This window comes from Variovorax sp. OV700, assembly GCF_900099805.1.
Classification (GTDB): domain Bacteria; phylum Pseudomonadota; class Gammaproteobacteria; order Burkholderiales; family Burkholderiaceae_C; genus Variovorax.
This window is the reverse complement of record NZ_FNDR01000013.1, coordinates 64,576-77,689: the sequence shown is the minus strand read 5'-3', so window position 1 is coordinate 77,689 and position 13,114 is coordinate 64,576. Positions and strand designations below refer to the sequence as shown.

General features: G+C 66.2%; 14 protein-coding genes. 12 read left to right on the top strand and 2 right to left on the bottom strand.

Features of this window, described 5'->3' with window-relative positions:
- The first annotated feature begins 27 nt into the window (after nucleotides 1-27).
- The 7 genes from BLR24_RS24870 (at nucleotide 28) to BLR24_RS24840 (ending at nucleotide 7,284) form a co-directional block, all read left to right on the top strand.
- A complete protein-coding gene (locus tag BLR24_RS24870) occupies nucleotides 28-1,578 on the top strand; it encodes a benzoate-CoA ligase family protein (RefSeq protein ID WP_093022239.1) in 1,551 nt (516 codons plus the stop codon).
- A 136-nt stretch (nucleotides 1,579-1,714) separates the two neighbouring features.
- The gene (locus BLR24_RS24865; protein WP_093022236.1) at nucleotides 1,715-2,521 is read left to right on the top strand and encodes an alpha/beta fold hydrolase; all 807 of its coding nucleotides are present in this window, start codon (nucleotides 1,715-1,717) and stop codon (nucleotides 2,519-2,521) included.
- Complete coding sequence (locus BLR24_RS24860) at nucleotides 2,518-3,690, top strand: ABC transporter substrate-binding protein (protein WP_093022233.1); 1,173 nt, start codon at nucleotides 2,518-2,520, stop codon at nucleotides 3,688-3,690. The genes BLR24_RS24865 and BLR24_RS24860 overlap by 4 nt, the downstream gene beginning before the upstream one ends.
- 158 nt (nucleotides 3,691-3,848) lie before the next feature.
- Nucleotides 3,849-4,721 (top strand): branched-chain amino acid ABC transporter permease, encoded by an 873-nt coding sequence (locus BLR24_RS24855; RefSeq protein WP_093022230.1) that lies wholly within the window; start codon nucleotides 3,849-3,851, stop codon nucleotides 4,719-4,721.
- The gene (locus tag BLR24_RS24850; protein WP_254787558.1) at nucleotides 4,718-5,704 is read left to right on the top strand and encodes a branched-chain amino acid ABC transporter permease; all 987 of its coding nucleotides are present in this window, start codon (nucleotides 4,718-4,720) and stop codon (nucleotides 5,702-5,704) included. Before BLR24_RS24855 ends, BLR24_RS24850 begins: the two co-directional genes overlap by 4 nt.
- Nucleotides 5,705-5,828: 124 nt before the next feature.
- The gene (locus BLR24_RS24845; protein WP_093022227.1) at nucleotides 5,829-6,581 is read left to right on the top strand and encodes an ABC transporter ATP-binding protein; all 753 of its coding nucleotides are present in this window, start codon (nucleotides 5,829-5,831) and stop codon (nucleotides 6,579-6,581) included.
- Between the two features lies 1 nt (nucleotide 6,582).
- A complete protein-coding gene (locus BLR24_RS24840; RefSeq protein ID WP_055807081.1) occupies nucleotides 6,583-7,284 on the top strand; it encodes an ABC transporter ATP-binding protein in 702 nt (233 codons plus the stop codon).
- Between the two features lie 6 nt (nucleotides 7,285-7,290).
- Here the strand turns inward: BLR24_RS24840 and BLR24_RS24835 are convergent, their stop codons facing one another.
- Nucleotides 7,291-8,202, bottom strand: a complete 912-nt coding sequence (locus BLR24_RS24835; RefSeq protein ID WP_093022224.1) for a LysR family transcriptional regulator — start codon at nucleotides 8,200-8,202, stop codon at nucleotides 7,291-7,293.
- A gap of 105 nt (nucleotides 8,203-8,307) precedes the next feature.
- On the opposite strand from BLR24_RS24835, the gene BLR24_RS24830 reads away from it, so the two are divergent.
- Both BLR24_RS24830 and BLR24_RS24825 read left to right on the top strand, forming a co-directional pair.
- Nucleotides 8,308-9,054: an SDR family NAD(P)-dependent oxidoreductase gene (locus BLR24_RS24830; RefSeq protein WP_093022221.1), complete on the top strand. Its 747-nt coding sequence runs from the start codon at nucleotides 8,308-8,310 to the stop codon at nucleotides 9,052-9,054.
- 40 nt (nucleotides 9,055-9,094) lie between these two features.
- Nucleotides 9,095-9,319, top strand: a complete 225-nt coding sequence (locus BLR24_RS24825) for a tautomerase family protein (protein ID WP_093022218.1) — start codon at nucleotides 9,095-9,097, stop codon at nucleotides 9,317-9,319.
- 19 nt (nucleotides 9,320-9,338) lie between these two features.
- Here the strand turns inward: BLR24_RS24825 and BLR24_RS24820 are convergent, their stop codons facing one another.
- Complete coding sequence (locus BLR24_RS24820; protein ID WP_093022215.1) at nucleotides 9,339-10,046, bottom strand: Crp/Fnr family transcriptional regulator; 708 nt, start codon at nucleotides 10,044-10,046, stop codon at nucleotides 9,339-9,341.
- Nucleotides 10,047-10,190: 144 nt separating this feature from the next.
- On the opposite strand from BLR24_RS24820, the gene BLR24_RS24815 reads away from it, so the two are divergent.
- From BLR24_RS24815 to BLR24_RS24805, 3 genes are read left to right on the top strand one after another with little or no spacing between them, the layout of a single operon-like run.
- Nucleotides 10,191-11,114, top strand: coding sequence for a beta-keto acid cleavage family enzyme (locus BLR24_RS24815; protein WP_093022212.1), 924 nt, complete (start codon nucleotides 10,191-10,193; stop codon nucleotides 11,112-11,114).
- 55 nt (nucleotides 11,115-11,169) lie between these two features.
- Nucleotides 11,170-12,162 (top strand): Bug family tripartite tricarboxylate transporter substrate binding protein, encoded by a 993-nt coding sequence (locus tag BLR24_RS24810; RefSeq protein ID WP_093022209.1) that lies wholly within the window; start codon nucleotides 11,170-11,172, stop codon nucleotides 12,160-12,162.
- 10 nt (nucleotides 12,163-12,172) lie between these two features.
- Nucleotides 12,173-13,114, top strand: a complete 942-nt coding sequence (locus BLR24_RS24805) for a 3-hydroxyacyl-CoA dehydrogenase NAD-binding domain-containing protein (protein ID WP_093022206.1) — start codon at nucleotides 12,173-12,175, stop codon at nucleotides 13,112-13,114.

Sequence of the window (13,114 nt, the reverse complement as noted above, 5' to 3'; positions counted from 1 at the left end):
AAAAAGAACACGGCCCAAGGAGATCCCATGACGAGCCCGCCCGCACGATTCAATTTTGCCGAACACCTGTTCGCCCTCAACCGCGGTCGCGCCGAACGCCCGGCCTACATCGACGACCGCGGCACGCTGAGTTACGGCCAGCTGGAAGACCGCGCGCGCCGCCTGGCCGCTGCGCTGAAGGCCGCAGGCCTGCGCCGCGAAGAGCGCGTGCTGCTGCTGATGCTCGACACCAACGACTGGCCTGTGAGTTTTCTGGGCTGCCTTTATGCGGGTGTCGTTCCCGTCGCCGTCAACACGCTGCTCACGCCCGACGACTACGCCTACATGCTCGACCACAGCCGCGCGCAGGCCGTCCTGGTATCGGGCGCGCTGCTGCCCACTCTGCAAGACGCGATGAACCGCGGCGCGCATGAAGTGCACACGCTGATCGCTTCGCAGCCCACGGGCGCGCTGCCTGCGGGCGCGCAGGAATTCGAAGCCGCGCTCGCCGCTGCCGAGCCAATGGCATCGCCCGTGGCCACGGCCGCGGACGACCCCGGTTTCTGGCTGTATTCCTCCGGCTCCACCGGCAAGCCCAAGGGCACGGTCCACACGCACGCCAACCTGTGGTGGACGGCCGAGCTCTACGGCAAGCCGGTGCTCGGCCTCACCGAAGACGACGTGTGCTTCTCGGCGGCGAAGATGTACTTTGCGTATGGGCTCGGCAATGCGCTGACCTTTCCGCTGTCGGTCGGCGCGACCGTTGTGCTGATGGCCGAACGCCCCACGCCCGACGCCACCTTCCGCCGCTGGACCGAACAAAAGCCAACGGTTTTCTTCGGCGCGCCGACCGGCTTTGCTGGCATGCTCGCCTCGCCGAAGCTGCCGGCGCGCGAGCAGGTGGCGCTGCGCATGTGCTCTTCCGCCGGCGAGGCGCTACCGGGCGAAATCGCGCAGCGCTTCAAGGCGCACTTCGGCTGCGAGATCATCGATGGCATCGGCTCCACCGAGATGCTGCACATCTTTCTTTCCAACCGCCCCGGCGACGTGCGCTACGGCACCACCGGCAAGCCGGTGGAAGGCTACGACGTCGAACTGCGCGGCGAGGACGGACGCCCGGTATCCGATGGCGAGGTGGGCGACCTCTATATCCGCGGCCCCAGTGCGGCGCTCATGTACTGGTGCAACCGCGAGAAGTCGCGCGAGACTTTCCAGGGCGGCTGGACCAAGAGCGGCGACAAGTACACGCGCGATGCCGATGGCTACTACACCTATGCCGGCCGCAGCGACGACATGCTGAAGGTCAGCGGCATCTACGTGTCGCCCTTCGAGGTCGAGGGCACGCTGATGCAGCATCCCTCGGTGCTCGAAGCTGCGGTGATCGGCAAGGAAGACTCGGACGGGCTCACCAAGACCAAGGCTTTCGTCGTGCTGAAAGACGGCCACTCGATCACCGACGACGAGCTGAAGGCCTTCGTGAAGGAACGGCTTGCGCCGTACAAGTACCCGCGGTTCCTGGAGTTCGTGCAGGAGCTGCCGAAGACGGCGACGGGGAAGATCCAGCGGTTCAGGTTGCGTGAGCGGGAGAAGCAGGCATGAGCGGTTCCCTGTCTTGCTCCCTCCCCTCCCGGGGGAGGGTTGGGGTGGGGGCATCGGCGTTTGCATGCGCACAGCTGTTGCCAGTGCCGCGAGCCCCCATCCCCGCCTTCCCCCAAAGGGGGAAGGAGCAACAGCCATGAGTCCCGACTTCACCACCATCGACTGGCGCGGCCGCCCCGTGCGCATCGAGTGCCAATGGATCGCACCCGAGCGGAAGAACGCCCCGCTCATCGTCTTCCTCCACGAAGGCCTCGGCTCCGTCGCCATGTGGAAGGACTTTCCCGCGCAGCTCTGCGAAGCCGCTGGCGCGCGCGGCCTCGTGTTCTCGCGACCCGGCTACGGCCGTTCTACGCCGCGTGAAGAAAACGAGATCTGGGACGTCGACTTCATGCACCGCCAGGCGCACGAGGTGCTGCCCGCGCTGTTCACGTCGTTGAACATCGGCAACGATGACAAACCCTGGCTCTTCGGCCACAGCGACGGCGGCTCGATCTCGCTGCTCTATGCCTCGCGTTTTTCGGACCGCGTGCAAGGCCTCGTGGTCCTCGCGCCGCACATCTTCGTGGAAGACGTGACCGTCGAGAACATCGAACAGGCGCGCAGCGCCTACCTCGGCACCGACCTGCCGAAAAAGCTCGGCCGCTACCACGACAATGCCGACTCGGCCTTCTGGGGCTGGAACCGTATCTGGCTCCATCCGCCCTTCCGTGAATGGAACATCGAGGCCGAGCTCGACACCATCCGCTGCCCGGTGCTCGCCATCCAGGGCACGGGCGACGGATACGGCACGATGGCGCAAATCCGCGGCATCGCGGCGCGCGTGCCCGGCTGCGAACTGTTGGAAATCTCGGAATGCGGGCATTCCCCGCATCGCGATCAGCCGGATCGTGTCATCGTCGCGACCACTTCTTTCATTGGCAAAAACAGGAGACAGCCATCATGACCATCCGCACCGCCCGCCTCGCGCTCACGGCGATCGCATTCGCCGCACTGGCATCCGCCGCCGGCGCTCAGGGCACCGGCAAGCTCAAGGTCGGCCTGATGCTGCCGTACAGCGGCACTTTCACCGCACTGGGCGTGGCCATTGAGAACGGCTTCAAGCTCTACGTGGAAGAACACGGCGGCAAGCTCGCCGGCCGCGAGATCGAATACTTCAAGGTCGACGACGAGTCTGATCCCGCCAAGGCGACCGACAACGTCAACAAGCTGATCAAGCGCGACAACGTCGACGTGATCGTGGGCACCGTGCACTCCGGCGTCGCCATGGCCATGGCCAAGGCCGCGAAAGAAAGCGGCACCGTGCTGATCGTGCCGAACGCCGGTGCCGACGCGGTCACCGGCCCGATGTGCGCACCCAACATCTTCCGCAGCTCGTTCAGCAACTGGCAACCGGCCTACGCCATGGGCGAAGTGGCGGCCAAGCAGCAGGGCAAGAAGAAGGTCATGACCATCACCTGGAAGTACGCGGCCGGCGAGGAGTCGGTCAACGGCTTCAAGGAAGGCTTCGAGAAGAACGGCGGCAAGGTCGAGAAGCAGCTCACGCTGCCTTTCCCCAACGTCGAGTTCCAGGCGCTCTTGACCGAGATCGCGGCGGCCAAGCCCGACGCGGTGTACGCCTTCTTCGCGGGCGGCGGCGCGGTGAAGTTCGTCAAGGACTACCAGGCGGCCGGCCTCAACAAGACCATTCCGCTCTATGGCCCGGGCTTCCTGACCGATGGCACGCTCGATGCGCAGGGCGATGCCGCCCAAGGCATGCTGACCACGCTGCATTACGCCGACGGCCTCAACACCGCGCGCGACAACGCCTTCCGCGTGGGCTATGCCAAGGCCTTCAAGCTGCAGCCCGACGTGTACGCCGTGCAGGGCTACGACGCAGCGCAGATGCTGGGCGTGGGCCTTGCCGCCACCAAGGGCGACATCGGCAAGAAGGCCGAGTTCACGGCCGCCATCGAGAAGGCGAAGATCGACAGCCCGCGCGGCACGTTCACCATCAGCAAGTCGCACAACCCGGTGCAGGACATCTACCTGCGCAAGGTGGACGGCAAGGAGAACAAGCTGGTGAGCACGGCGATCAAGGGGCTGGCCGATCCGGCCCGCGGCTGCAGGATGTGATCGACCCAACCCCGTCCCTCGCTCACTTCGTGTAGCTCGACTCCCCCCTCGAGGGGGCGACACCAGCGGACCGGCAAAGCCGGATCCGCGGTGTCTCACGAACAATCGCGGGCGCTTTGCGCCACGCTCTCCAAGCCCTCCTACCGGTATGACCTAACGTGGACTTCGGCACCTTTCTCGTCCAGTGCCTGAACTCGGTTCAGTACGGACTCCTTCTCTTCCTGGTGGCCTCGGGGCTCACGCTGATCTTCGGGATCATGGGCGTGATCAACCTGGCGCACGGCAGCTTCTACATGATCGGCGCGTACATGGCGTTCGCGCTCGCGCCGCTGTTCGGCGACCAGTTCCTGTTGATGCTGGTGGCCGGCGTGGTGCTGGCGGCCGTGTTCGGCTATCTGCTCGAATGGGCCTTCTTCAGCTACCTGTACCAGCGCGACCACCTGCAGCAGGTGCTGATGACCTACGGGCTCATCCTGGTGTTCGAGGAGCTGCGCTCCATCCTCGTTGGCAACGACGTGCACGGCGTCAAGGTGCCGGCATGGCTCGACGGCAGCTTTGCGCTGGGCAACGTCATGAGCTATCCGTGGTACCGGCTCTTTGCCTCGGCCGCGTGCATAGTGCTCGCGGTGGGGCTGTACTGGGTGGTCAACCGCACGCGCCTCGGCATGATGATCCGCGCGGGTGCGAGCAACCGCGACATGGTGCGCGGCCTGGGCATCGACGTGAAGCGGCTCTACCGCATCGTCTTTGCAGCCGGCGTGGCGCTCGCGGCATTGGCCGGAATGATCGCGGCGCCGATGTCCTCGGTGTATCCGAACATGGGCGCGAGCGTGCTCATCATCTGCTTCGTGTTGGTGGTGATCGGCGGCATCGGCTCGATCACCGGTGCGTTGCTGGCGTCGCTGCTGGTGGGTTTCGTCGACACCTTCGGCAAGGTGTTCTTCGCGGACCTGAGCGGCATCGGCATCTATCTGTTGATGGCCATCGTGCTGATATGGAAGCCCGAAGGGCTGATGGGGAGGCGGCCATGACCCAAGCCACCACCTCCATGCGCACCACCTCCATGCGGCTTGGCGCGTTCGCCGTGCCGGTGGCCTGCGCCATTGCCATCGGCGTGCTCGGCCCTCTCATGGGCAACTACGTTTCCGACTTCGTCGTCAAGGTGATGATCCTGTCGATCTTCGCGCTGAGCCTCGAACTGCTGGTCGGCATGACCGGGCTCGTGAGCCTGGGCCATGCGGCGTTCTACGGTATCGGTGCCTACGTCACGGTGCTGGCCTCGGGCAACGAGGGCGGCAACCTCGCGCTGCTGCTGCCGGCGGCCATGGGCGCGGCGGCGCTGTATGCATTGTTCGTGGGTGCGCTGAGCCTGCGCACGCGCGGCGTGTACTTCATCATGGTGACGCTGGCCTTCGCGCAGATGGCCTTCTTCGTGTTCCACGACACCAAGGTGGGCGGCGGCAGCGACGGCATCTACATGTACGTGCGGCCGGCCATCGGCAAGCTCGACCTGGAGAACCGCATGGTGCTGTTCTATGTGGTGCTCGCGTCGCTGGTGTTCACCTACGGGCTGTTGGCGCTGGTTCGCCGCTCGCGCTTCGGCGCGGCGCTGGCGGGCATCCGCGTGAACGAGCAGCGCATGCGTGCGGCGGGCTTTCCGGTGTACGGCTACAAGCTCGCGGCCTTCGTGCTGGCGGGCGCGCTGGCCGGGCTCGCGGGCTTTCTGCTGGCGTCGCGCGACGGCGTGGTCAACCCGGAGCTCATGGCCTGGCACAACTCGGGCGAGGTGCTGCTGATGGTGATCCTCGGTGGCCTCGGCCATTTGCGCGGGGCCGTCATCGGCGCTATTGCATTCACGCTGCTGAAGGAGATCTTCTCGACGCATGCGGTGATGGGGCCGCTCGCGGACCACTGGCAACTGACCTTGGGCATCGCGATCATCGTGTTCGTGGCGCTGTTGCCGAAGGGGCTGATCGGCCTGGTGAAGCGACTGTCGCCCAAGGAGGCTGCATGAGCTGCTCCCTGTGTTTCTCCCTCCCCTTCCGGGGGAGGGCCGGGGTGGGGGCAAGCGGCGCCACCATCGGGCGCCCTGCCTGCCCCCATCCCAACCTTCCCCCGGAAGGGGAAGGAGCAAAACCATGAACGCTACCGCTCTTCTTTCCGTTCAAGGCCTCACGCGCCGCTTCGGCGGCCTCACCGCTGTCAACGCCGTCACGCTCGACCTGCACGTCGGCGAAGTGCATGCGGTGATCGGCACCAACGGCGCGGGCAAGTCGACGCTCATCAACATGCTTTCGGGTGAAATCGAAGCCTCCGAAGGCCGCATCGCGCTCGACGGCATCGACGTCACGCAGCGCGCGCAATGGCGACGCGCGCGTGCCGGCGTGGGCCGCAGCTACCAGCGCACGACCATCTTCCCGGAGTTCAGCGTGCACGAGAACTGCCGGCTCGCGGCGCAGGCCGCCACGGCGCGGCCCTGGACCGTGTGGCAGTCGTCGCAGCGCTGCGCGGCCAGCAATGCGGCGGCCGATGCGGCGCTCGAGGCCGCGGGCCTGTCGAACGAAGCCCGGCGCGTTGCCGGCACGCTGAGCCACGGCGCGCAGCGCCAGCTCGAAGTGGCGATGTGCCTGGCCACCAAGCCCCGCGTGCTGCTGCTCGACGAACCGCTCGCGGGCATGGGCGCCGAGGAAACCGACCGCATGCTCACGCTGCTCGCACGGCTGAAGTCGACCCATGCGATCCTGCTGGTCGAGCACGACATGGATGCGGTGTTCCGCATTGCCGACCGCATCACGGTGATGGTGAACGGCACTGTCATCGCCACCGGCGACCCTGCCTCGATCCGCGAAAACCCGGAAGTGCGAACTGCCTACCTCGGAGAAGACCACTGACATGCTCGTCGTCCGCGATCTCAACACCTACTACGGCAACAGCCACATCCTGCGCGGTGTGCATGCCGGCATTCCGGCCGCCACGTCGGTCGGCCTGCTCGGGCGCAACGGCATGGGCAAGACCACGCTGATCCGCAGCATGATGGGCTACGTGCGTCCCGCATCGGGCGAAGTACAGGTCGATGGCCGCACGGTCACCGGCTGGCCGCCAGAGAAGATGGCGCGCCTCGGCATCGGCTACGTGCCCGAAGGCCGCGGCATCTTCCCGAACCTCTCGGTGCGCGAGAACCTCGTGATGAGCGAGCGCGCGGGCATCGATGGGCACCGCGCCTGGACTTTCGACCGCGTGATGGCCACCTTTCCGCGGCTTGCGGAGCGGCTCTCGCATGGCGGCCAGCAGCTTTCGGGCGGCGAGCAGCAGATGCTCTCCATCGGCCGCGCGCTGATGACCAACCCGCGCCTGCTGATCCTCGACGAAGCCACCGAAGGCTTGGCGCCGCTGATCGTGGCCGAGATCTGGCGTGTGATCGGCGAGATCCGCGCGACCGGCATCGCCACGCTGATCGTCGACCGCGACTACCGCAAGGTGCTTGCGCACACCGACCTGGCGATGGTGATGGAGAAGGGGCAGATCGTGCGGCACGGCGCGTCGGCCGACTTGCTGGCCGAACCTCAGGCGCTCGAGGAACTGCTGGGTGTGTAAGGCGCTTCAGGTGGCCCGCTGCGCCATCAGGAAGTCGATGAACACTCGCATGCGCAGCGGCACGTGCCGCCCGTCCGGGTACAGCAGCGTGTAAGGTCGCGAGCGGCCTGCGAAGGGCTTCAGCACCTCGACCAGCGAGCCGTCGGCGAGCTCTTTTTCCACCACGAAGCGGTAGGCCTGAAAGAGCCCGGCGTCGCTCTTGGCCAGCGTGACGCCGCCCAGCACATCGTCGGAGCAGCTGTAGGCGCTGTCCGCGAAGATCTCACGGTCCTTGCCGTTCTCCTTGAAGAGCCATGAGATGCGGCGGCCGCTGCTGGGCAGCTCGAACTGAATGCACTCGTGCGCGGAGAGATCGTCCAGCGTGCGCGGCGTGCCCGCCTTTTTGAGGTACTTGCGGCTGGCCACCACCACCAGCTGCGCATCCTCCAGGTGCCGCGCGATCAGCGTGGAGTCGGGCTGGGCGCGCACACGCACGGCCATGTCGTAGCCCTCTTCCACAAAGTCGATGTTGCGGTTGCTCAGGTGCACGTGCAGCCGGATGTCGGGAAAGCGTTCGCGAAACAGCGGCAGCAGCGGCAGCAGGCGGTGATGGCCGTAGGTGGTGGGCACGCTGATGCGCAGCGTGCCGGAAGGCTGCGCCTGCTGGCCCATGACCTCGCGCTCGGCTTCGGCCAACTGCGTCAGCGCCTGGCGGCATTGCGCGAAGTAGGAGCGGCCCGCGTCGGTCAGCCGCACGCTGCGCGTGGTGCGCACGAAGAGGCGCAAGCCGAGCCGCTTTTCGAGCCGCGAGATCGAGCGGCTCACGGCCGCCGGCGTCACGCCCGCCGCGAGTGCCGCCGAAGTGAAGCCGCCCGTTTCCGACGCCAGGCAGAAGAGTTCGATGCTGCCGAGAAGGATGTCGCCGAACTGCCGCTGCATGGATTGATTACCTCGCGTATCAAGTGAAGTACGAGTCTAGTGATTTATCTCCTGGGGCGTCATCAATACAGTTCATCCATTCCCTCAACTCTTTGGAGTACCGAAATGCAAGACACCCTCAACACCCCGTCCACGGTCGTCATCACCGGTGCCTCGAGTGGCATCGGCCTGGGCCTCGCGCAGGCTTATCTGGAACGCGGCTTCAACGTGGTCGCGAATGCGCGCACCGATGAACGCCTTGCGGCCGCGGCCAAGCAGCTCGGCAACCCGACGCGTTTTCTCGGCGTGGCCGGCGACATCGGCAGCCGCAACACCGCGCAGCAACTCGTCGACCGCGCCGTGGAGCGCTTCGGCCAGGTCGACGTGCTCATCAACAATGCGGGCATCTTCAACGCCAAGCCGTTCGTCGAGTACACCGAGGAAGAACTCGACCAACTGGTGGCCACGAACCTCAAGGGCTTCGTCTACGCCTCGCAGGCCGCGGCAAAGCACATGATGGCGCGCCGCCAGGGCCACATCGTGAACATCACCGCAAGCATTGCGCTGCAGCCGAACCAGCAGGTGCCGGCCGCCTTGCCGGTGCTGATCAAGGGCGGCATCAACGCCGCGACACGGGCGCTGGCACTCGAACTTGCACCGCACAACGTCAAGGTGAATGCGGTGGCGCCCGGCATCGTCGACACGCCGCTGTACACGCCCGAGCAGCACGGCTTCCTGAACCGCCTCTCTCCCGCCGGCCGCATCGCAACCGTGCGCGAGATTGCCGACGCCGTGCTCTACCTCACGAGCGCCGATTTCACGACGGGCGTGGTGCTGCCGGTGGACGGCGGCATGAGTACGGGCAAGTGGTAATCGTCTCGTTCATTCATCCATCCATTCCAAGGAGCGCACCATGCCTTTCATCAACCTGAAGATCACCCGCGACGGCGTCACGCGCGAGCAGAAGACCCAGGTCATCGCCGAATTCACGGAAACCCTGGAACGCGTGCTGAACAAGCCGCCCGAATGGACGCACATCGTCATCGAGGAAATCGACACCGACGACTGGGGCTTCGCGGGCGTGACGACGACGGAGTACCGCAAGCGGCTGGCGGACAAGGCGAAATCGGCGCAGTGAAGTGACGGGCGCGGGCCGCCTATTCGATGAAGCGCCGCAGCCCTTCCAGGTCGATCACAGTAATCCCCCCGTACTCGATCCGCAGAAACCCCGCCTCCTTCAGCCGGTTCAGCGCCGCATTACAGCGCTGGCGCGACACGCCGGAAAGATTGGCAATCTCCTCCTGGGATGTTTGCAGATGCGGCTCGCTGCCCGGATACAGCCACGGATGGAACAGCCCCGCCAGTGCACGGGCCACCTGGCTGTCGGTGTCGAGCAGCCGGTGGGCCGCGTAGTTGCCCATGAACCAGTGCAGCCGCTCGTTGAGCTGCTGCAGCAAAAAATGATCGAAGCCGCGCTGCGTGCGGTGCAGCCACTCGAAAGTCTCTACCGGCAGCTGGGCCACGCGGCTCGGCCGCAGCGCAATGACGTCGGCCGAGCGCGGAGCGCCGCGCAGCAGCGTGCCTTCGCCGAACCAGCTGCCGACCGAGAGCCCGCCGAACGTCACCGAGCGGCCATCGCTCGAGGTGATCGACCACTTCAGAAGCCCCTCGAGCGTGCCGTACCAGTGCAGGGGCGTGTCGCCGCGCCGGCACAGGGCGGCGCCCGCTGCTACTTCGACCTCGCGGATCTCGTCGCGCACGCGTTCGCGCGCGGCTTCGTCGAGCAGCGGAAACCAGGCCGAGCGCTCAAGCAGTTGCGCAACGGTCAGCGATGCCGCCTTGATGGCCGGCTTCGTCGTAGGCATGAAAAGAAAGCTCCTGATGGCGTGGGCGCGGCCCGCGCCGCGTAAACCCTGAGCCCAAATGTCGTCGCAATGACTGAGTGTGCCTGCGCCTCCAAAAATAATAGCGCGCCCCTCATGAAAGAAGACACCAGGAGACTCCGGAGCATGTCGTCGAAGCGCAAAGTGATCGTGACCATCGCCCCCACGGGCGGCATGGCGCACAAGTCGCAGAACCCCCACCTTCCCACCCAGCCGGCCGAAATTGCGGCCGACGTGCTGCGCTGCTGGAACGCCGGCGCCAGCGTGGTGGCGATCCACGCGCGCCGGCCGGACGACGGTGCCACCTGCAACGCCGACGTGTACCGCGACATCAACAGCCGGATCCGCGCGGGAGGTTGCGACATCGTCATCAACAACTCCACCGGCGGCGGTGTGCACGGCGACATGGTGAAGCCGCTGGCGGGCGATCGCTGGGAAATTGCGTGGGAAGAGCGCATCAAGGGCATGGACGCGGGCGCCGAGATGTGCACGCTGGACGCGACCACGCTGAACCTGAGCTTCGAGGGCAAGCAGATCCTGATGGACACACCGATCACCAAGGGCCGCGAGCTGGCCGCCGGCATGAAGGCGCGGGGCATCAAGCCCGAATGGGAGGTGTTCAGCCCCACGCACATCCTGCAGGACACGACCACGTTGATCGAAGAAGGCCATGACGACGAGCCCTACTTCGTCAACCTGGTGATGAACGTGCACCGCAACTTCCAGAACGCGATGCCGTATTCGCCGCGCTTCCTGCAGATGATGGTCGACACCCTGCCCAAGGGAAGCATCTTCTGCGTGAGCGGCATCGGCCCTTCGCAGCTCGAGGCCAACGTAGCGGCGCTGCTGCTGGGCGGGCATGCCCGCGTGGGGCTGGAAGACAACCTGTATTTCCGCCAGGGCGAGCTCGCCACCAACGTGCAGCTCACCGAGCGCATCGTGCGCGTTATCCATGAGCTCGACATGGAAGTGGCCACGCCGGCCGAAGCAAGGCAGATGATGGGACTGCCGCGCAGAGGCGGGCCGCGCCCCGAATTCGCGCCGCATTGAAGCGGCCGTTGATCCCGCCAGAAACCGCCCTGAAGATATCAGTAGGAGACATTTCATGAACACCCGACGCCACTTCCTCCATACCCTGGGCGCAGCCACCGCGCTCGGTACCCTCTCGCCGCTGGCCGCGTTCGCCCAGGCGCTCGAACAGGTCAAGATCTACTACGGCTTTCCGGCCGGCAGCGCCGGCGACAGCGTGGCGCGCCGCGTGGGCGAAAAGCTCGCCGGCTCGGCCTACACCCGCAATGCGGCCGTCGTCGAAAACAAGCCGGGTGCGGGCGGCCGCATCGCGCTGGAAAGCCTCAAGAACGCACCGGCCGACGGCAGCGTGCTGGCGCTGTCGCCTTTCTCGTGCACGTCGATCTACCCGCACATCTACAGCAAGCTGAGCTACGACCCGAGCAAGGATTTCGTGCCGGTGTCGATTGCCGCGGTCATGCACCATGGCCTGGCGGTCGGCCCGCTGGTGCCGCCCGAGGTGCGCACGGTGAAAGACTTTCTCGCCTGGGCCAAGGCCAACCCGAACCAGGCCAGCTACGGCTCGCCGGCGGCCGGCTCCACGCCGCACTTCATCGGCGCGCTGCTGGGCCTCAACAACGGGGTCGACCTGAAGCACGTGCCCTATCGCGGCTCGATTCCCGGTGTGACCGACGTGGTGGGCGGACAGATCGCCGCCATGGTCACCCCCAGCGGCGACTTCATCCCCAACCACAAGGCCGGCAAGCTGCGGCTGCTCGCCACCTCGGGCAAGGCGCGTTCGCCCTTCTCGCCGGAAGTACCGACCTTTGCCGAACAGGGCTTTGCGGAACTGACCACCGAGGAGTGGTTCGGCTTCTACGCGCCGGCCAGGACGCCGGCCAGCGTGGTGGCCACCGCCAATGCCGCGATCAACGCGGCCATCAAGGAAAAGGTGGTGACGGACAGCCTGGCCGTGGTTGGCTTGATCGCCCAGGGCTCCACGGCCGAGGAGATGGCGCGCTCGCAAAAGGCCGAGGCCGATCGCTGGGGGCCGCTGGTAAAGAAGATCGGCTTCACGGCGGAATCCTGAAGCGATGCGGATGGAACCGAACCCGAAACGCGTGGCGGTGGTCGCCACCGGCGTCATCGGCGCCAGCTGGGCCGCTTTCTTCCTGGCGCGCGGCCTCGACGTGGACGCCACCGACCCCTCGCCCGACGCCGAGGCGCGGCTGCGCGCGGCGGTGGCCGCGCACTGGCCGACGCTCGAACGCTTTGGTTTGGCAGAGGGTGCCTCGGCCGGTCGGCTGCGCTTTCATGTGCGGCTTGAAGACGCGATGGCGGAGGCCGACTTCGTCCAGGAGAGCGGCCCGGAGCGGCTGGATTTCAAGATCGACCTGTTCCGCCGCATGGACGAGGCGGCACCCGCCCACGCGATCCTGGCATCGAGCTCTTCGGGGCTGGCCATCAGCGCGGTGCAGACCGAATGCCGCCATCCGGAACGCGTGGTGCTGGGCCACCCTTTCAACCCGCCGCACCTGATTCCGCTGGTGGAAGTGGTGGGTGGTGAGCGCACTTCGGCCGAGACCATCGAACGCACCATGGCCTTCTACGCCGCCATCGGCAAGCGGCCGATCCACGTGAAGCGCGAGGTCAAGGGACACATCGCAAACCGGCTGCAGGCCGCCCTGTGGCGCGAGGCTTTTCACCTCGTCGATGAAGGCGTAGCCAGCGTCGCCGACATCGACACCGCCATTGCGCACGGCCCCGGCTTGCGCTGGGCGGTGATGGGGCCGTTCATGAACCTGCATCTTTCGGGCGGCGCAGGCGGCATCGCGCATGTGCTCGCACACCTGGGCGGGCCGATCGAGGACTGGTGGAAGGACCTCGGAGCGCCGTCGATGACAGAAGAACTCAAACAGAAGGTGGCCGAGGGCGTGGCCGAAGAACTGGGCGCACGGCGGGTGGCCGACCTCGAGGCCGCGCGCGACGTCCTGCTGTTAAACCTGATTCGCGCCAAAGCCGACACCGGCAGACTCGATTGA

Bases quoted from the DNA above. Each gene is read 5' to 3' on its own strand.
- BLR24_RS24850 (WP_254787558.1), top strand. From the start codon at position 4,718: ATGACCCAAGCCACCACCTCCATGCGCACCACCTCCATGCGGCTTGGC.
- BLR24_RS24870 (WP_093022239.1), top strand. From the start codon at position 28: ATGACGAGCCCGCCCGCACGATTCAATTTTGCCGAACACCTGTTCGCC.
- BLR24_RS24830 (WP_093022221.1), top strand. From the start codon at position 8,308: ATGCAAGACACCCTCAACACCCCGTCCACGGTCGTCATCACCGGTGCC.
- BLR24_RS24860 (WP_093022233.1), top strand. From the start codon at position 2,518: ATGACCATCCGCACCGCCCGCCTCGCGCTCACGGCGATCGCATTCGCC.
- BLR24_RS24825 (WP_093022218.1), top strand. From the start codon at position 9,095: ATGCCTTTCATCAACCTGAAGATCACCCGCGACGGCGTCACGCGCGAG.
- BLR24_RS24835 (WP_093022224.1), bottom strand. From the start codon at position 8,202: ATGCAGCGGCAGTTCGGCGACATCCTTCTCGGCAGCATCGAACTCTTC.
- BLR24_RS24845 (WP_093022227.1), top strand. From the start codon at position 5,829: ATGAACGCTACCGCTCTTCTTTCCGTTCAAGGCCTCACGCGCCGCTTC.
- BLR24_RS24840 (WP_055807081.1), top strand. From the start codon at position 6,583: ATGCTCGTCGTCCGCGATCTCAACACCTACTACGGCAACAGCCACATC.
- BLR24_RS24810 (WP_093022209.1), top strand. From the start codon at position 11,170: ATGAACACCCGACGCCACTTCCTCCATACCCTGGGCGCAGCCACCGCG.
- BLR24_RS24805 (WP_093022206.1), top strand. From the start codon at position 12,173: ATGGAACCGAACCCGAAACGCGTGGCGGTGGTCGCCACCGGCGTCATC.
- BLR24_RS24865 (WP_093022236.1), top strand. From the start codon at position 1,715: ATGAGTCCCGACTTCACCACCATCGACTGGCGCGGCCGCCCCGTGCGC.
- BLR24_RS24815 (WP_093022212.1), top strand. From the start codon at position 10,191: ATGTCGTCGAAGCGCAAAGTGATCGTGACCATCGCCCCCACGGGCGGC.
- BLR24_RS24820 (WP_093022215.1), bottom strand. From the start codon at position 10,046: ATGCCTACGACGAAGCCGGCCATCAAGGCGGCATCGCTGACCGTTGCG.